Annotated in this window: 18 protein-coding genes; 8 read left to right on the top strand and 10 right to left on the bottom strand. The window is 57.4% G+C overall.

Annotated elements, in window-relative coordinates; genetic code table 11:
- Positions 1 to 43 precede the first annotated feature (43 nt).
- Positions 44 to 724, top strand: a complete 681-nt coding sequence (locus tag L0U82_RS13895; protein ID WP_233831728.1) for a LysE family translocator — start codon at positions 44 to 46, stop codon at positions 722 to 724.
- A gap of 76 nt (positions 725 to 800) precedes the next feature.
- Here L0U82_RS13895 and L0U82_RS13900 read toward each other — a convergent pair whose 3' ends face one another.
- The 3 genes from L0U82_RS13900 to L0U82_RS13910 all read right to left on the bottom strand — a co-directional run bounded on the left by L0U82_RS13900 (position 801) and on the right by L0U82_RS13910 (position 2,842).
- Positions 801 to 1,766: a threo-3-hydroxy-L-aspartate ammonia-lyase gene (locus L0U82_RS13900; protein WP_233831729.1), complete on the bottom strand. Its 966-nt coding sequence runs from the start codon at positions 1,764 to 1,766 to the stop codon at positions 801 to 803.
- A gap of 213 nt (positions 1,767 to 1,979) precedes the next feature.
- Entirely contained in the window at positions 1,980 to 2,273 is a 294-nt protein-coding gene (locus L0U82_RS13905) for a hypothetical protein (RefSeq protein ID WP_233831731.1), read from the bottom strand.
- A 407-nt stretch (positions 2,274 to 2,680) separates the two neighbouring features.
- Entirely contained in the window at positions 2,681 to 2,842 is a 162-nt protein-coding gene (locus tag L0U82_RS13910) for a hypothetical protein (RefSeq protein ID WP_233831732.1), read from the bottom strand.
- A 304-nt stretch (positions 2,843 to 3,146) separates the two neighbouring features.
- Between L0U82_RS13910 and L0U82_RS13915 the strand changes: the two genes are divergently transcribed.
- From L0U82_RS13915 to L0U82_RS13925, 3 genes are all read left to right on the top strand, one after another.
- Positions 3,147 to 4,076, top strand: a complete 930-nt coding sequence (locus tag L0U82_RS13915; RefSeq protein WP_233831733.1) for a Rossmann-like and DUF2520 domain-containing protein — start codon at positions 3,147 to 3,149, stop codon at positions 4,074 to 4,076.
- A 96-nt stretch (positions 4,077 to 4,172) separates the two neighbouring features.
- On the top strand, positions 4,173 to 4,493 hold the full coding sequence (locus tag L0U82_RS13920; protein WP_233831734.1) for an EthD family reductase: 321 nt from the start codon (positions 4,173 to 4,175) through the stop codon (positions 4,491 to 4,493).
- A 173-nt stretch (positions 4,494 to 4,666) separates the two neighbouring features.
- A complete protein-coding gene (locus L0U82_RS13925; RefSeq protein ID WP_233831735.1) occupies positions 4,667 to 5,230 on the top strand; it encodes a YggT family protein in 564 nt (187 codons plus the stop codon).
- Here the strand turns inward: L0U82_RS13925 and L0U82_RS13930 are convergent.
- On the bottom strand, positions 5,215 to 6,819 hold the full coding sequence (locus L0U82_RS13930; RefSeq protein ID WP_233831736.1) for a methyl-accepting chemotaxis protein: 1,605 nt from the start codon (positions 6,817 to 6,819) through the stop codon (positions 5,215 to 5,217). The genes L0U82_RS13925 and L0U82_RS13930 overlap by 16 nt on opposite strands.
- Positions 6,820 to 7,679: 860 nt before the next feature.
- Between L0U82_RS13930 and L0U82_RS13935 the strand changes: the two genes are divergently transcribed.
- The gene (locus L0U82_RS13935) at positions 7,680 to 8,240 is read left to right on the top strand and encodes a hypothetical protein (protein ID WP_233831737.1); all 561 of its coding nucleotides are present in this window, start codon (positions 7,680 to 7,682) and stop codon (positions 8,238 to 8,240) included.
- A gap of 106 nt (positions 8,241 to 8,346) precedes the next feature.
- On the opposite strand, the gene L0U82_RS13940 is transcribed toward L0U82_RS13935, so the two are convergent.
- From L0U82_RS13940 to L0U82_RS13955, 4 genes are all read right to left on the bottom strand, one after another.
- Positions 8,347 to 9,378, bottom strand: a complete 1,032-nt coding sequence (locus L0U82_RS13940) for a reverse transcriptase family protein (RefSeq protein WP_233831739.1) — start codon at positions 9,376 to 9,378, stop codon at positions 8,347 to 8,349.
- Positions 9,356 to 9,667 carry a helix-turn-helix domain-containing protein gene (locus tag L0U82_RS13945; protein ID WP_326489725.1) on the bottom strand — a complete coding sequence of 104 codons (312 nt, stop codon included), beginning with the start codon at positions 9,665 to 9,667 and terminating at the stop codon, positions 9,356 to 9,358. The genes L0U82_RS13940 and L0U82_RS13945 overlap by 23 nt, the downstream gene beginning before the upstream one ends.
- Before the next feature lie 33 nt (positions 9,668 to 9,700).
- On the bottom strand, positions 9,701 to 9,943 hold the full coding sequence (locus L0U82_RS13950) for a hypothetical protein (RefSeq protein ID WP_233831740.1): 243 nt from the start codon (positions 9,941 to 9,943) through the stop codon (positions 9,701 to 9,703).
- A gap of 464 nt (positions 9,944 to 10,407) precedes the next feature.
- Complete coding sequence (locus L0U82_RS13955; RefSeq protein ID WP_233833277.1) at positions 10,408 to 10,707, bottom strand: hypothetical protein; 300 nt, start codon at positions 10,705 to 10,707, stop codon at positions 10,408 to 10,410.
- 1,049 nt (positions 10,708 to 11,756) lie between these two features.
- Between L0U82_RS13955 and L0U82_RS13960 the strand changes: the two genes are divergently transcribed.
- The 3 genes from L0U82_RS13960 (at position 11,757) to L0U82_RS13970 (ending at position 15,809) form a co-directional block, all read left to right on the top strand.
- On the top strand, positions 11,757 to 12,116 hold the full coding sequence (locus L0U82_RS13960; RefSeq protein WP_233831741.1) for a hypothetical protein: 360 nt from the start codon (positions 11,757 to 11,759) through the stop codon (positions 12,114 to 12,116).
- 133 nt (positions 12,117 to 12,249) lie between these two features.
- Positions 12,250 to 14,514: a phage/plasmid primase, P4 family gene (locus tag L0U82_RS13965; protein ID WP_233831742.1), complete on the top strand. Its 2,265-nt coding sequence runs from the start codon at positions 12,250 to 12,252 to the stop codon at positions 14,512 to 14,514.
- Between the two features lie 146 nt (positions 14,515 to 14,660).
- Positions 14,661 to 15,809 (top strand): tyrosine-type recombinase/integrase, encoded by a 1,149-nt coding sequence (locus L0U82_RS13970; RefSeq protein WP_233831743.1) that lies wholly within the window; start codon positions 14,661 to 14,663, stop codon positions 15,807 to 15,809.
- A gap of 107 nt (positions 15,810 to 15,916) precedes the next feature.
- Here the strand turns inward: L0U82_RS13970 and L0U82_RS13975 are convergent, their stop codons facing one another.
- Both L0U82_RS13975 and L0U82_RS13980 read right to left on the bottom strand, forming a co-directional pair.
- Positions 15,917 to 16,288, bottom strand: a complete 372-nt coding sequence (locus L0U82_RS13975; RefSeq protein WP_233831744.1) for a hypothetical protein — start codon at positions 16,286 to 16,288, stop codon at positions 15,917 to 15,919.
- Between the two features lie 87 nt (positions 16,289 to 16,375).
- The gene (locus L0U82_RS13980) at positions 16,376 to 16,954 is read right to left on the bottom strand and encodes a CatB-related O-acetyltransferase (RefSeq protein WP_233831745.1); all 579 of its coding nucleotides are present in this window, start codon (positions 16,952 to 16,954) and stop codon (positions 16,376 to 16,378) included.
- Positions 16,955 to 17,850: the final 896 nt, after the last annotated feature.

Genomic DNA, 17,850 nt, shown 5'->3' on the forward strand with positions numbered 1-17,850 from the left:
TGTCACAACAACGAACCACGGAATAGATGGAGCGGCTGCCCGGATGCACGCGTTTTCAATGATGTCGGATGGATTTTTTCTGTCGCTGTCGCTGTGCCTCGACATCGGTCTCGTCAATGTCGCGATGATTTCGCTGACGCTGTCACACGGCTTCCGGCCTGGCTTCTGGCTCGGCCTCGGCTCCTGCGTCGGCGACCTGATTTACGCGGCGCTCGCGCTCGCGGGCATGGCTGCGCTGCTGCAGTTCGAATCGGTACGCTGGGTCGTGTGGATCGGCGGTGCGGCGATCCTGCTGTTTCTCACATGGAAGATGGCGCGCGAAGCGATGTTCCCGGCTACCGCGCCCGCGGTGGCCGGCGACGGCGACGCCAACGCACCGCATCTGTCCGCGTGGCGCGGGTTTCTGCGCGGCGTGCTGCTCGCGGTGTCGTCGCCATCGGCGATTCTGTGGTTCGCGGCCGTCGGCGGCGCACTGATCGCGAAAGCCGGCGCGACGAGCCCGAAGACCGCGCTGATCTTCCTCGGCGGCTTCTTTCTCGGCGGCCTGTGTTGGACGCTCTTTATCTGCGGACTCGGCAGCCATGGCCGCAAGCGCGCCGGCGCCGGCATGCTGCGCGTCTGTCACGTACTATCCGCGCTGTTGTTCGCGTATTTCTCGTACAGCGTGATCGTCAACGGGTATCACGATCTGATCGTACAAAGCGCGACCCCGCTGGCCAGTTGAAGCTGCACGCGGACAGCAAAACGGCTCGCATCGGCGAGCCGTTTTCCATTCAGGCGGGTGATTTCGGGCGCTACGCTTACGCGAGATACTGCGCGAGCTTCACCAGATCGACGTTGCCGCCGCTCACCACCACGCCGACTCGCTTGCCCTCTACCGGCACGATGCCGTTCAGCACCGCCGCCGCCGCGAGGCAACCGGTCGGCTCGACGACGATCTTCATGCGCTGCGCGAAAAAGCGCATCGTGTCGATCAGCTGCGCATCGCTGACCGTTTCGATCCGCGCGACCAGCTTGCGGATGATCGCGAACGTGTAGTCACCGAGATGCGTCGAGGCGGCGCCATCGGCGATCGTACGCGGCGCGTCGATATGCACGATCTCGCCGCGCGCGAGAGATTGCTGGCCATCGTTGCCCGCCTCCGGCTCGATACCGATCACCGTGCAGTCCGGGCTCAGCGCCGCCGCCGACAACGCGCTGCCGCCGATCAGCCCGCCGCCGCCGAGGCACACGAACAGCATGTCGAGCGGCCCGGTTTCGTCGATCAGTTCCTTCACCGCGGTACCCTGCCCGGCGATCACATGCGGATGATCGTACGGCGGAATCAGCGTCATGCCACGCTCCTGCGCGAGCCGCTGGCCGATCTCCTCGCGATTTTCCTTGTAGCGGTCATAGGTGATCACTTCGCCGCCGTAGCCCTTCGTCGCGGCGACCTTGGCTTCGGGCGCGTCGTGCGGCATCACGATCGTCGCGTGGATGCCGGCCAGGCGTGCCGACAACGCGATCGCCTGCGCATGATTGCCCGACGAATAGGTCAGCACGCCCGCTTTGCGCTGCTCCGCGTCGAAGTGCGAAATCGCGTTGTACGCGCCGCGAAACTTGAATGCGCCCATGCGCTGGAAGTTTTCGCACTTGAAGAACACGGACGCGCCGGTGCGCTCGTTGAACGTACTCGACGTCAGGACGGGGGTGCGGTGCGCGACGCCCTCGAGACGCGCGGCGGCGTCGAGGACGTCATCGAAAGTGGGAGCGGCAAGCGCTTGCATTGGCGAAACTCTCCGGAGCGGTGGCGAAACAGCCATTCTCCCAGCTTCGCCGATGCTTTGGAATCTCGCTTGGGCGGCGCAACTCGCGTCCGCGCCGCGGTGAAAATCAGCAGCAAAGCAGTCGCGCAAATAGAAAACGGCGTAACCCGGCACTCAGGCCGGCATTACGCCGTCGACATTCAAGCTGTATTCCTGCCTTACGCGCGCTGACGATTAGCGGCGGTAGTACCCGTGGCCGTAGTAGCCCCTGTAGTACCCGTGACGATAGTAAGGACGCCCATATCCGTAATAGCCACCCACAACCACCGGAGGCGGCGCCACCACGACCGGCGCATAAACCGGCGGCGGAGGCGGTGCGTAATAGACGGGCGGCGGCGCCGCATACACCGGATACGCCGGCGCGACTGGGACGCCAATGCCGATACCGACAGAAACGTGCGCCTCGGCGGCACCGGCAAGCCCCAAGCCGAGTGCGCCTGCAACGACAAACGGAACGATCTTTTTCACTTCTATTCTCCTAGCGCGGCCTGCCAAGGTCGCCGACTGCGCATGCCTCGCATGCTGTGAAATCAATGTATCGAAAAAGCCCCGGCGAGGCTGTTCACATTTGTTGCAAATTGCAATTGACCGCGCGGCAGCTCCGCCCATGTGTCGCCAGCCCCATTGCGAAGGCCGTCGCCACAAAAGCAAAACAAGCCTGCAATCAACAAGTTGGGGAGGACGAGGCGGAGTTCAACCAGCCGCGCTTGAGAGGTGAGATCGCGCGGGCGCTAGGCGGTTCGCATTTCAGTAATGTTTGATTACAAATTCGCTTCAATCCTGACAGCGGGAAGGAGTTACCGCATAAAAAATGCCCAGCGACTTGCGACGCCGGGCATTTTCTCACCTGCTGGATAACCTGCGAAAGGCGCGAGCTAGCCGACCTTCACATACGTGAACTCGCGGGACACGTTCGGCGGCACATAGGCGCCGCTGATCCGCACGCGCGGCGTCAGCCGCTTTTTCTGATCCCACCAGCGACGGCGCTGTGCAGGCGTGAGGAACCGCAAGTGCTTCCGGTAAGAAAAAATACTCATCTCGACCCTCCCGAATCTCTGACTGCGAAAGAAGTACGAAACAGCAGATGTACGGAACAGCAACTGCAAAACCGGCTCGTCGAACTGGATCGACGGTGGCTATCCGACGATTGTGAGCAGTTTTCGGGCCCGCGGGCGTCGCGCTGCCCGATGACCGACCGCTCTCGCCATATCGCCGGCAAACTGATCCGACGACAGTTGTTTGGGCGGCCACGGAAACCATCGGGGCCGGATCACGCATGCGGCTCCCCGGATGCGCGATACTGCTGCTTTCCGTTCGAACGAACCGTCTGGAGCAGCCGACATGTCCCAGTCTTCCTTGCCGCGCATCGGCTTCATCGGCGCGGGGCGGCTCGCGCGCTGTCTCGCGCTGGGCTTTGCGCGCGCCGGCTATCCGGTCACGGCGATAGCGAGCCGCTCGGCCGAATCCGCGCGCCGGCTCGCCGCGCAGATCGAAAACTGTGTGGCCGGCGACGATTCGCAGCAGGTCGTCGATGCCGCCGATATCGTTTTTTTAGCCGTTCCCGACGACAGTATCGGTACGACAGCGCACACACTCCGATTCGCCGCGCCGGTCGCGAGCGGCAAGGCGCTCGTGCATTGCAGCGGCGCGTCGCCGGTCGAGTTGCTGTCGCCGGCGCGCAACCAGGGCGCGGTGATCGGCGGCTTTCATCCGCTGTATCTGTTCGGCGGCGAACTTGCCGATCTCGAACGGATCGCCGGCTGCTCGGTGACGATCGAGGCCGACGGCGCGCTGAAAGACACGCTGACCGCGCTCGCCGTCGCGCTGCGCTGCCATCCGCTGTCGATTCCGCCGGGCGGCCGCATGCTGTATCACGGCGCCGCGCACTATGCGGCGAGCTTCGCGCTGTGCAGCCTCGCCGAATGTGTCGCGCTGTGGCGCACGCTCGGATTTGCCGAAGACGACGCGCTGCGCGCGCTGCTGCCGATGCTCGCCGGCACGATCGAAACCGCTCGCGACAAGGGTCTGCCGAATGCGCTCGCGGGCCCCGTGTCGCGCGGCGACACTGGTGTCGTGCAGAAGCAGTTGGCATTGCTCGAAGGACTCGGCGGCGACCACGCCGCGCTGTACGGATTGATGACGCGCCGCGCGGTCAATCTGGCGCAACGCCGCGCGAACCCGCCCGCCACGATCGAGGCCATTTCCGAAGCCGTGGAAGAATCGCTGGAGCGCTCGCTGAATCAGGCGTCGGCAGGTGCAAGCGTGAAGTAAGCCGTGATAATGTGACGTCCGGCGCGGCAGGCGAATCGCGAACGGTTCCACCGCTGCGCCGCTCCGCGCTTCGGGATCAACAGACGAGAACGCACAATGATCAAGGTCAGCATCCTCTATCCGTACCGGGAAAACGGCCGCTTCGACATGGACTACTACTGCGCCACGCACATGCCGCTCGCGGCAAAGCTGTTCGGGGCGGTGCTCAAGGGCTGGTCTGTCGATGCGGGCATCAATGCCGGGCCGCCCGGCACGCCACCGCCGTACGTGGCCGCCGGTCACTTCCTGTTCGACAGCGCGGATGACTTCTATAAAGTATTCAAGCCGGCATCCGAACAACTGTTGGCGGACATCCCCAACTATACCGACGGCGGCAACGGCACGATCCTGATCAGCGAGGTCCGGGTTTCCGTGTGATGCCGGACAGACAGCAGACGAGCCGCGGCGCGCAATGACGTCGAGCCGTCAGTTGAACGATCCGGTCGCCGCGACGTAACGCGATTCCCAACCCAACGCCGGCGCGTACCCATCGGGCGAAGCCGGTAGCCCGCGGCCGCAAGCGGCCGCCATCAGAAGCATAAGGACACGAGATGTTTGGCGATATCGCCCGTTTTCTGCTCAATACCATCTTCACGCTGTTCGGCGCGGCGCTGCTGCTGCGCGCATGGCTGCAGGTCGTGCGCCTGCCGCCGTACAACCCGGTGTCGAATGCCGTGATGCAGGCGACCAACTGGATCGTGCTGCCGCTGCGGCGCATTCTGCCGAGCACGCGCAACATCGACTGGGCCAGCATCGCCGCGACGCTGATCGCGGCGATCATCTACGTGGTGCTGATGGTCGTACTCACCGGCGCCGATCCGCTGACGCTGGTGCCGACGCTGCTGATCGTCGCGGTGCTGACCGCGATCAAGTGGGCGCTGAATCTGATCATCTGGATGACGATCCTGATGGCGCTGCTGTCGTGGCTCAATCCGCGCTCGCCGGCGATGCCGATTCTGTATCAGCTGACCGCGCCGTTTCTGAATCCGTTGCGGCGCGTGCTGCCGCAGTTCGGCGGCATCGATCTGTCGCCGATCCTGCTGTTCGTGATCGTGCAGGTGCTGCAGATGGTGGTCACGCGCGCGGCGGTTCAGCTGACTTATTTTGTGATCTGAGTTTGTGATCTGAGCGGGGCCGTCGCCGCCGCATTGCGGCTGTCGCCGGTGCGGAACACCGACACGGTCTCCTTCATCTTGCGCGCCTGCGCTTCGAGCGATTGCGCGGCCGCCGCGGCCTCTTCGACGAGCGCGGCATTCTGCTGGGTCGTCTCGTCCATCTGCGTGACGGCCTGCCCGACCTGATGGATGCTGCGGTTCTGCTCCTCGGAGGCCGTCGCGATCTCGCCGACGATATCCGATACGCGATGGATCGCGTCCTTGATATCGGCCATCGTCGCGCTGACGTCGGCAGCCTGCTGCGTGCCGCCCTGAATGATCGCGGCCGACGTCGTGATCATCTCCTTGGCCGCGCTTGCCGAGCGCTGCGCGAGATTGCGCACTTCGCTCGCGACCACCGCGAAACCACGTCCCTGCTCACCGGCGCGCGCGGCCTCGACCGCCGCGTTAAGCGCGAGGATATTGGTCTGGAACGCGATGCCTTCGATCACACCGGTGATGTCCGAGATCTTCGTCGAGCTGCCGCTGATGTCGCCGATGGTCCGCACCATCCCCTCGACAGCGGTGTTGCCGGTACTCGCGATCTGCGCGGCCTGAGTCGCGAGCGCGCTCGCGTTGTGCGCATTGTCGCTGTTGCGGCTGACGGTCTGCGTCAGCTCCGACATGCTTGCCGCCGTCTGTTCGAGCGACGCGGCCTGCCCTTCGGTGCGCGCGGACAGATCGACGTTGCCGCTCGCAATCTGTTGCGACGCGATGCTGACCGACTCGGCGCTTTCGCGGATCGAGCCGATCGCCGTCGCGAGACGCTGCTGCATATGCGCGATCGCAGACAGAATGCTGCGTTCGTCGACCTCGCCCGTATGCAGGCGCTGGCTCAGATCGCCGCCGGCGATCTGCTCGACGACCTTCGCGACCTCGGCCGGTTCGCCGCCGATCTGCCGCACGACCGCGCGCGTGACGAGCAAGCCAAGGCCGAGCGCAATCGCAACGCCGGCGAGCGCGCAACTCGCGATCCACCACGTCACCGAACGGACCGCGTCGATACCGCTTTCGACGCGCTGTTTCGCCAGTTCGTCGCGCACGTCCGACAGCTTGATCATCAGTGTGCGCAGTTTGACGTGCAGCGGATCGGTGGTCGATTTCAGTTCGGCGAGCGCGCCGGTCTGATCTCCCTGGTCGGCCAGCGCCATGACCTTGGCGACCGAGCTCATATAGGCAGGCCAGGTCGCATCGAAGTCGCTCAGCAGTTGCGCCTGCGCGTCGTTGGTCGCGTGTTTGCGCTCGTAGTCGAACGCGGACAGAATCACCGCCTCGCCGCCGTGGTTGAGCCGCACGGTATCGGCGCGGCCGGCCGGCTCGGGATTCAGGATGTACGAATAGAGACGCCGGAAGTGCGATGCCGCTTGCCACGCGGCCGTGCCGTCGTTGCGCACGGGCACGAATTCGCGGTCGTACATTTCGGTTTGCATCGTCGCGACTTCGCGCACCTTGAGCACGCCCACCGTGCCAACGATAGCCGTAACGAACGCGCACAGCATTAACGAGCCAACAAGCTTGTGACTGAGCTTGAGATTGGAAAACCACTGCATCTTGGGGAAAGTCTCTCGATCGGAATAGGACGCGCCGCGGGTGTGTTGATTTCTCCGGCGAGAAATCGCGGGGTTGGCGCAAGCCAGAGTTAACGGCAGGCCAGGTGGGTTCTGAAGACTGACGGAAGCGCCCATGCCCCGGGATTGCCGTGAACATCGAAAACCCTGTAAAATCGCGGCTTCTGCGGGCGTCGTATAATGGTAATACCCTAGCTTCCCAAGCCCCAGCGCGTTAAGTAACACCACTATCCACGCGCGTTCTCACGTCGGGTTTTCTCTCGAGTCCACGTAGCCCCACTGTTCATGCGGGCTTCACGGCGATGCCAGTTCTCACACCAGCAACGCTTCGGATAAGCTGCTCTATGGCCTCATGGAAAAAAGCCGCACTGTTTTCACAGTGCGGCTGCTGACCTTTAACCAGCGCGAGAAAAACTAATTGGGATACGAGCGCCAGTGCATGCGCACATGCTCAGTGCGACCAAATCTGAACCGAACGTACTGTCGCACCAACACGCTCTTAGGGTTGGATGCACGTAGCATATCCATCCTCACAGAGAATCGAAGGCAATAGTTGCCCACAACCCCTTGAGCGTATAAGCTCTAGGCCGTCTTCCGAGACGAAGCTGTAGGTGGCAGAGGGGTGCCTTCACCACCTTGCCAGAAGCCCCCGCGACGTTGGCGCGTCGCGGGGGCTTTTATTTTTCGAGATCCCACCGGTCCTACTGCGGTGCGAACCGATACCTCTTCTTTGCCCACCTGTTGCCTACCTTCCGTGGGGCACAAAATCGCACTTGGGACACAAGTATAGGGCACAACCATCTCTTTGTGTCACAATATTGCCGACCCTTGTGGAAATTGTGATGAAAGAAAGCAAACCCTACATTCTCAAAACCCGCGTTGACGCACCTACCGCTGACGCCTTCACAATCATTTGCGCTGCCGAGGGAACAACGCCGAGCGAGATGCTTCGGAATTTCGTCCTTGAGACAGTCAGAAGGCATGCTTTGACAGCAGGCGCGTTCTCCGTCGAAATCGAGCTAGGTCCGCCATATGGCCGCGGAGCATTGGAACTCGACGAATATTACGTACGAGCGACCTTATCAGCTAACCGGTCAGGCCTCGTCCCTGATCTCGTTCCGTTCTTGCTTCCAGACTTCGCGGTAGGGAACAACGAGCCGTTCCGCGTTGACTCTTTTTATACCCATCGGTTGGCTATGCCGAACTCGCGAAATGAGGCAGGTCGCCTGCTGGGTTCGAAGATGATGGCGGGAGCATGGGAGGGGGCAATTTTCCTATACAGACGTGAGGACATTGGGAAGCCGGAAAATTGCTTCACGGAAATTAAGGAAGCGCTAATGCAGCAAATTCTCAAGGGGCTCGTCACGACTCTCACAGCTCAAGACATACCCGATCTCTTATAGGCGTAACCTGACGATAGCGTCTCGCCCGAACAGATTCATTCTGAGCATCGAGCGTCTGCTCCGTGTTCAATAAAATCCAATCGGCCGGGCGTCGCGGCTGAACAGATCACCATGGAACGGTTGAATTGCCCTCAAACCCGACAGACACTCCCATGTCAGTCGAGGAATCTCTTTTCGCCACCATTGGGACGAGCTGCAATTGCTCACGTACGGACGCGATACGTTGCTTCAGTGCCAGCCCTTCCGCAGAGTGAAAACGTGCGAGCATACTGACCCGACCTGTGACGGAGGGTAAGAGCGCTCGCGCCTCCGAGAAAGCTCCAGTCGCGAATGTCAGTTCGAGCTTGTGTACGGCAGCGCGAATCTGTCCTCGCTGCTGACCTGAAAGGCTGGGATCACCATTGACACCGAGCTTCGTCGCCGTGATGCGGCCGCTCCCCGTCTGGATTTTGTGTTTCGATCGTTTGGCAGAATAGCCGTGTCGCGCCAGCATTGCATATATGACCGCGATCACTGACTGCTTATCGGCATGAGCAATACCAGTGCTGGACGAAACACATACATCATCGACATATCGCGAGTATCGTAATCCACGAGACGCCATCTCCGTATGTATCGCCGGCTCCACGCGCCAGAAAACGAGATTCGCGATATGCGGACTTGTGATGGCTCCCTGCGGGAGAGCGCCATCTTTGGTGCAAAGAGCCGTTAGGCACTGCGCCACATCGGCCGAAAAACGGAAGAACTGCGACCAGACTTCCTGCACGAGATGCTGCGTGGTCGAGGGAAAGAATCCTTGGATGTCTTCGCTAATCAGGATCTTTGAATTGCGATGCAGCAGCGCGTTCGTACGATAGTCCTGCCCCTTCACACTGCCAGTCAGATAGTTTGGAAAACTTACTCGATCGAGAATGGCCAGTTTGATCCGCCGATGAATATCCTTCAACACCGGCTTCGCATCAAACGTTTCGCGAAGCGTACCGTCCGCTTTTTCGATCTTGTCCGCGACTCGGTAGAGAGAGGAAGCTTTGGCGGCGACTGCAGCGAGATGCTCGACCGTTACACCCAACGCTCGCGACAATGCCGCCATACTTTCTATGGGAGCAGCCGTGTACCTAGGAACCTCTAACCGGTTCATGTGTATCACTCAGTATCTCCAACGCCGCGCGGGCGAGCTGACCGGAGAGCTCTTTGTCCATACCGGCAAGCTCCTCTCGGTCTGATCCCAGAAAGAATAGAATCTCCGTCGGGATGCGTAACGCTCCGGCAATACTTTTCAAAGTGGATAGCGACGGATCCCTCTGATTGCTTTCCAGCATGGAAAGGTAAGAAATCGAACAACCCGCAAGTCCAGCTAGTTCAGCCTGTGATAACGACCTACGAGTCCGACACATCTTGATAGCCTGACCCATATTCATAACGCTCATCCAAATCAACTGTGGGGCTTGCTGTGACTTGGCCTAACGCCAGTGGTCCATGAGACTCGTAATGTTCGTCACAAGTCGCAGGATCATTGCGATGATGCGGAGAACTCGGCCTTCGAGTTCTTCCCGCCGAACAGCTTCCCGGCGGTCGGACTGCTGTTTCAGCAATCCGATGACATCATCGAGTTCTGCCAGTACACCAGCATCGAGTTGGCTGTGATAGGTTTCGCGCAGCTTTTGCAGCGTCGCGATTGCTACTGTTAAAGCATCTTTCTGCATTTGCAGCTCCTTGAACGCGGCACGTCGCCGAAGTCCCTCAACAAGGCGATGCCAAACGTCCCCACTTAGCAAATGATCGAAAGGAGCCAACCCGATGCGCAAGCCCAACCCAGTCCCTTCGGCTGAGAGGAAGTCCCTCGGTCCGCCCAACGACGTAACCGGCTGGCTTCCTCGACGCGGCCGTACCCGACCCGCGCACCGATACCTCTCTAACCCTGGACGCTAGAGCTGCCCGTTCCGCAAAACGGACTAATGCACAACTGATCCTTCGCCGTGGTAGGAAAATGCCATTGCTCACCTAGGCGATACGCCTAGCCTGCGAGAAGCATTGGACCACGAAAAAATGACATGCGCAAGCCAAATATTCACTATGTGTGAATATTTGGCCGAAGTCACGGACCGCCCCTTTCGTCGAACCGAAAAAAAAGCTCCCGAAGGAGCCCTCTGTTCCCGCAATCCGGTCGTCACTTCTTACCCATCGGCTCGTGCTTGTCCTTGATCATTTGGTAGTAAGTGCTCGCTCCCGCCTTCGTCAGCTTCACTTCCGAGATGAACTTCTCGATGATGTCTTTCCGCGTCACGTCCTTGACGGAACGCATCCGCTTGTAGATTTCCGTCGCCAGTTCCATCTTCGTCGGCGTAGCTGGTGCCACCTTCGCTGCGGTATCGTTCGCCGTTGCGGTACCGGCATTTGCCTTCACATCGGCGACAAGCTTGCCCGCTTTATCGTCTTTGCTCGCCACACCTTGCTTCTGATCGACCATGATCGCACTCCATTCGTTGAAAGTGCGTCCAGGGTCCAGCAGATCGACCTTCAAGGCAACGGCAAGCGAGCGACTACGACCGACACGACGGCGACCAGCGCAAAATCCGACGAGCAACAATGACACTTTTCACGTCACCATTACGCACCGGCGTTCTATACCCTTGATCTAACGGGAATTTTCGAGTCAGATCATCAGCTTATTAGGATTCTGCCGCAGGATCATCCCCGCCCAGCCCGCAGTCTGGCTGTCGCCGACCGCCCCAACATGTGGGGATGAAATTTCTTCCATCCAACTGAATGGAACGGCTTTTTTAAACGATTAAACAATTTTTCTTGTTTTTAGAAAGTTTTTATATAGAGGAGGAGATAGAGAGAACTTTCTGAAAATCGATGAAATCGTTGAATTGTTTAAGATGTGTTGCGCTCGCACGCACGAGCAACGGTCGAGGACACGGACCCATCGCTAACGAAAGCCATAGTCGGAGAGGTAATCCGTAGAGCCGCCGCGTGTCACATACATGACCTGCACGACAAGCCCCGTCGAAAAAAGCTTTCTGCGACAGCTTCAGCCGATCCGAGAATACCCAAGTCCTAAAAAATAGGGGTTTCTACTAGATGGACGTAAAAAGACAACGATGCCAACTCTTAAAGTAGGTGTTTACCCTTATATCCTGCAATGAGAACATCTCGATCGAGTTCAGAGGGGTATCTTGACCGAAAACGTGCATCCCCGACGCGCCAAACGAGCCGGCAAGGCCTGTTACAAATATTGCGCCCCCTCTCCCCCTACCTTGCCGATTTGTAGCTACCTTCTAGCTCGCGCATTCGATTTTCCAGACCTCCCCGCCCCATACTCCGAGTGGAAACAGGCAAAGATTACTCATCTTGTGCAACGCCCCTCGTCTCCGTAAAGTCAAGTCCATCGAATTTCCGCACAGACACTCCGGCAACGGACCAACGTGCGACGAGGCGTTCCCTCGCATTCTGAATTCGATCCAGCAACGTTCAATATGAACGGCTTGGCAACCATCTTGAAAAGGAAATTTCATGAACGAAGAGCTTAACGATATTTATTTTAGTGATCCTATGCAAATCATCAGCTTGTTTTTGCAAGAAGGCCTCCTGAAATTGACTGGCCCCGAGGATTGGGTATGCGATTTGTCTCCCGAGTACTCCGTTTGGCCGATTAACTCACGCGATGTGCGGCGCCCCCTCTCCAGCCTTAAGATCGGGGATTACATCCACTGCCCCAGGTACCCGACTACGCGTAGCGCAATTCCTATCATCGGAATGAACGGGAAACCGTATGGCTTCGTCTGCAACGAATGCGACGCCATTTGCACCACAACCGACCTTGGTATGCCTTATGACTTGCCTGTCGATGGAGAAGCAATGGTGGATGCCTAACGCCTGAGACCTCCCAACAACGACGGATTTGACCTGCCCGGTCTTGGGCAAATAATTCTCGACCGCCGCTGACTCGTAGCCGGAAGATGGTGCTCGCACTATTTCCCGGCTATCTATTTTGTATTCCTAAATTATGAATATCGATCCAATTAGAAAATACGCCGATCTCGCTGCGAAAGGTTTCTCCTGCTTCCCGATTCGCCAGAACGAGAAAAGTCCCCTTACTCCGCACGGATTCAAAGACGCCAGCCTCGACACGGAACAGCATCGGGCGTGGGCGGAGCAATTCCCTAACTCGAACATCGCCTACGCGACTGGCACTCCATCCGGCCGTTTGATCGTGCTCGACATGGATGTGAAAAACAAGAACTCAGGTGCAAAGTCCCTCGTTGCACTGGAGAAGAAGCACGGCCCTTTCCCTGAAACTCTTACCGCCTTGACGCAATCTGGGGGTGCCCATTACCTGTATACGCACCCTGAAGGTATGAAAATTCAGTGCAAGGTCGGCTTCCGTGACGGCATCGACATTCGGGCCGACGGTGGCTACTGCGTCGCTCCCCCATCCACGATCGATGGCAACAAGTATGAATGGGTCGATCCGACCGTGCCTATCGCACCCGCTCCTGAATGGTTGCTTGAAGAACTTGCCAAGCAAGGAACGACGCGCCGCAAACGTAAATCGCGCAAAAGCGAAATCGTCTCACTTGGTGGTCGTAACCATGCAGTCATGCTGTACGCGTTCTCTATGCTCAACAACGGACTGGATTACGACCGTCTGGAAGATCAACTTCTCGATTACAACAATACTTGCTGCAATCCGCCGCTTCCCGAATCGGAGGTGTCGCAAATCGCAGCAAACGTGATCAAATCTCACCAAGAGAACATTGGAAATTCGTTGCACACAACCGACCTCGGCAACGCGCAGCGGATGTACGAGCTGTTCGGTAGCAAGCTTCGGTACGTCTCCGAGACAAAGCAGTGGCTCGAAAAGCAAGAATCGGGCGTGTGGAAACGCGTGGACGAACTGTACGTGCTCTTTCTCGCGCGTCGTATCCTTTCGCTTATCTACGAAGAAATGTATAGCCTGAATCCCGGTAGTCGTCAGGACATGTTCGAGCACGCACAATATACGGAAAGCAATACTGGCCTGAAAAACGCCGTTGACCTGTTCAGGTCCGAACCAGGAGTCGCCCTGTCTGCCAATAGTCTCGATCAGGGTGAGTGGACACTGCCCGTAAGGAACGGGCTGATCGATTTGCGGACCAACGAGTTCACGCCCATGCGGCCGAATCTGCACATTACGTATACCGCCGGGGTGGACTACGATCCGAACGCGATCTGTCCTAACTGGGAAAGGTTCTTGTTGCGGATCATGAACGGTAACGTTGCACTGGTCGAATATGTACGCCGTGCCGTCGGATACACGTTGACTTGTCAGACCTCAGAACACGTATTGTTCTTCCTGTTCGGCAGCGGTGCTAACGGCAAATCAACTTTTCTCAATGTATTGCGCACCCTGTTTGGCGACCTCGGTGCTCAGGCCAACGGCGACATGTTGCTTGAAAAGAATGGTGCTTTCGGTATGTCGCAAAACGCCGCGAGTAGCGAAGTTGCACGCCTGATGGGCAAACGTCTTGTTGCCATGAGTGAGGTGGAGGACGGACGCCATTTCAGCGAAAAGACGGTGAAGTGGTATACCGGTGGTGAGATCATCACAGCGCGGATGCTCTATCAGAATGCATTCGAATTCAAGCCTCGGTTCAAGCTCTGGCTCGCTGGCAACTACAAGCCTACCGTCAAGGGTTCTGATCACGGCATCTGGCGTCGTATGAAGCTGATCCCGTTCACCGTCACGATTCCGCCCGAGGAACGTGATCCTGACCTTGAACGCAAGCTCTGCGAAGAGCTTCCTGGCATTCTGAATTGGGCTTTACTCGGCTGCCAGCACTGGCGTGAAAACGGGTACAAGCTCAATGAACCCGAGATCATCACAAACGAAGTCGCAGAGTACCGCGGCGAAATGGACATCGTGAGTAGTTGGCTCTCGGAATTTACTCGTGACGATCCGGACGGCGAAATCCATTTCGGGAATACCTACAAGTTCTTCAAGGCTTGGAGCGAGGCACAATATAACTTCGCATACTCGGGGAAGCGGTTCGGCATGATCCTGAAAGAAAAGGGATACAAGCCCGCATCAAAGCCCCACCGCGTTTACAAAGGCTTGACATTGCTCGTTGATCTTGAGTTTAACGAAAACACAGGAGCCTACGTCGGACATGAATTCAATGAGACGGAAGTCTATCAGCGGAAGAAAAGCTGGCAGAAGAAGTTGCTCTCCAATATGACCGACGAGGATTTCGACGCGGACGGCGATGGGGATGGCACGCCCGCAGTGTAAGCCTTCGTAAGTGGCTCCTTCGGAACGGACCGTATTCGCGTACGGTCCGTTTTTTTGTTCCTGACGTGGGCGAAAGCTGTTGTCCTACCCGTGTATCTGACCGGATGGTGTTGTTCATTAATTACATTCCGTAAGGAGCAACACGCATGACACTCATCCGTCGAAACAACAGCAAGAACTGGTATTACCAGTTCCAGATTCAGGGCAAGAAGTTCTTCGGTTCGACCGGAACGCCAAACAAGACGAAGGCCGCGCAAGTCGAACGCGAAATGCGCAACCGAGCACACAGTGAGCGATATCTTGGTGATTCGCCCGAGATCACAGTGAAAGATGCACTGGAACAGTATGTCGAGTCCCGTAAGGGCACCGCCTACTACAGCGGTATGTGGTCGGGCATCCGGAAAGCGATGGGGTACAAGCTTCATTCGAAGACGAAGGCGAAACTTCCCTGTTATGGATTCCATCCCGACACGCTACTGCACGAACTGACAACCCGCGATTTCGAAGTTCTTGTTGCAAAACGCAAGGCCGAAGGCGACAAGCCCGCGACGATCAAACACGAGATCGGTTTGCTGCGAGCAACCATCAACGAGATGACGAAGCTCGGCTTCAAGGTGAATCGCGAAATCGTGTTTCCCGCGCTTAAGACTTCCTATAGGCTTCGATATCTCGATTCCAACGAAGAGTCGGCGTTATTGCTCGAACTCGATCCGGAACGGCGTAGAAACGGTTTAAAGCCGTTAGAAACGCGAACACCCGAGATGACGCGGAATGTCCAGGACAACTACGACATCACGGTTTTTCTGCTAGATACGGGGTGTCGATACTCCGAGGTCGCAAACATTCCTTGGTCGGCGATCGATGTTGACGCATGCACGATCAGTCTCTACCGGAGCAAGGTGCGAAACGAGGATGTATTGCACATGACATCCCGACTCGAAACGGTCCTTCGTCGCCGGTGGGAGGAACGCCGCCCCGGACAACGATACGTATTCGAAGACCGCACTGGTAGTGAACGGGGCTACAGCACGAAAGCAATCAAGAAGGCGATCGAGCGCGCGGGGCTCAATGACGCGGCGGTGGTCAAGGAGCGTGGAGGGCGGGTCACTCTGCACACGTTTCGACACACCTTCGCGAGCAAGCTCGTCAGGGCGGGCGTCAGTCTCTACGAGGTGTCGGTATTGCTCGGTCACAGCGATCCGAAAATGACTCAGCGCTATGCTCACCTGAGTCCGAACGACGCGAGTCGCAAGGCTGTAAAAGTCATCGATTCGCTGCTGCTCAACCCCGCATGAGGTCGGGGAATTCCACGAGCCAAGTACGCCTGAATTCAGGGCACTTTCAGCTTTTATAAAAGGCGTACAAAACCGGGATCGAGCACCGCGACCAGTGCTATGGATATTCAGGTTTCGCACCGGATCGAGGGAGTGTCTCCCTCTGGTCCGTGTTGCCCGAGATGACTTCGGATCACACCATCAAGCCACTGCGCTTGACGTTGTCTGTCGGCAACATCAACGTACCAGAATTCGAAATCACAAATCGTGTCGTTGTCGATTCTCGCTTTCACAACACGTTCAACGCAGAATTTCCCATCATCACGCTTGCCCATGCGACCGACCAAGGCATCCTTGCCGTCCTTCGCGATAGCGACGAGATACCCATCCTCTGTACGAACGGGTAGCCAAAGGCGATTAAGTGTATCGACCGACATGACGCCGACCCGCTCCGCCATAACCGGCCACAGTTTTCCTTCAAACCACTGCTCGAACTGCATATCCAGATCGCCTTGACGTATCGTAAATTCGGGCCGTCAATCTGCAAGGTGCGAGCCTTGTACGGCCCGCCGCTGCTTGCACCCCACCTAGGTTTTGCAGCGCCTGATGAGATTCACGAGCGAATCGATAGTGGGCTTCGCTGACAGGTCCGCGCTTATCTGCCTGATGACTTCAACCGGCAGATTCCACCATCCCAGTGCTAGGAGCAAGTCGACGATTTCGCTGCAAAATCGGCTCTTTATCACCCTTGCGGGATTGCCGCCGACAACCTCATATGGCATCACGTCTTTCACGACATTTGAATTTGCAGCGATGACGGCACCACTGCCAATCGACACTCCGGACATGATAGTCACGCCATGCCCGATCCACACATCATGTCCGATTGTCACATCACCGTTTGTTGCCGGATGGCCCTGAATTCCCACTCCATCAAGTTCTTCCTGAAAGATATGCCCGAATGGGAAGGTGGTCATCCAGTCCGCTCGATGATTCCCACCGAGGAAAATAGTGATTGATGAGGCAATCGAGCAGAATGAACCAATCGTTAGAGCTGCGCCCTCTCCCCACTGTTTGATAGAGATGTTCTCAAAGCCGTAGGTGAATCGACCGACTCTGATTTGGCTCCTGCCGACGGATCCGACTCGTTCAACGGTGTGTGACATATCCTTGTCGTGGAAGGCTTTCGAATTTCGCCCCTATCCCGAGACACCATCACTGCGATTAATTGAACATCTCGCTCTGAGCTAAATGAAGTCCAAGGCTGCTGTTTCCGATATCCGAGAAATTTTCAGTACTTCGGCGGCAGCTTGTTATAAAGAAGGCATGAAATTATGAAGCTTATAAGAAGTATTACCGCCAAAACCCAATCCCCAGTAGGCATCGTCAAGTCTAGCTTACTGATAGCGAAGCATATAGCAATGGAGAATCCAACAGTCCACATGCCAAGCTTAATCAATATTTCCGCGAAATCGTCCATTGGATCACCGACAACGACACCCGATGGATTTGGGATATCTCTCGTACAATGAGGACATACATCGGTCCACTCCGTAATCGGCCCAAGACAATAGGGACAATCGCAACTTACCTTCTCGGCCATACCCATCCTCCTTGCACTGTGCGTTGCGCACATCTCTCAATCCAACTGCCTAATAGCTTCTCTGCGGCCCCTTACCTGATGGTTCGCCTCCAATGCACACAAGACGCAGATGGTCCCGGATGTCGGGGCTGCCTGGAACTGGGCGATTCATCATCAATGCCATCGTTTTCGTTGTTGGCGGTTCCGATCAGGATCGCGTCATAAGGTTTGGGATCGTTCTGATGTACCTCCCCCACGAACTCGTCTGTAAAGGAAATCTTCAACATCCGATCCGAAATCTTCACTCTGAATATTCCCCTCACATCCATCGGCTTTAGGAACCGGGTCCGTGGATCTGAATATGAATTCAGTCGGGAGTAAGATCCATCATCGTGAAATTCATAATAGGCATGTTCGTCTGAGACCTTCTCATTGATCGCTTCCCGGCACTTGAAGCTCCGCCAGCCGCCCATACTTGTC

The sequence above is a fragment of the Paraburkholderia sp. ZP32-5 genome (assembly GCF_021390495.1).
Classification (GTDB): domain Bacteria; phylum Pseudomonadota; class Gammaproteobacteria; order Burkholderiales; family Burkholderiaceae; genus Paraburkholderia.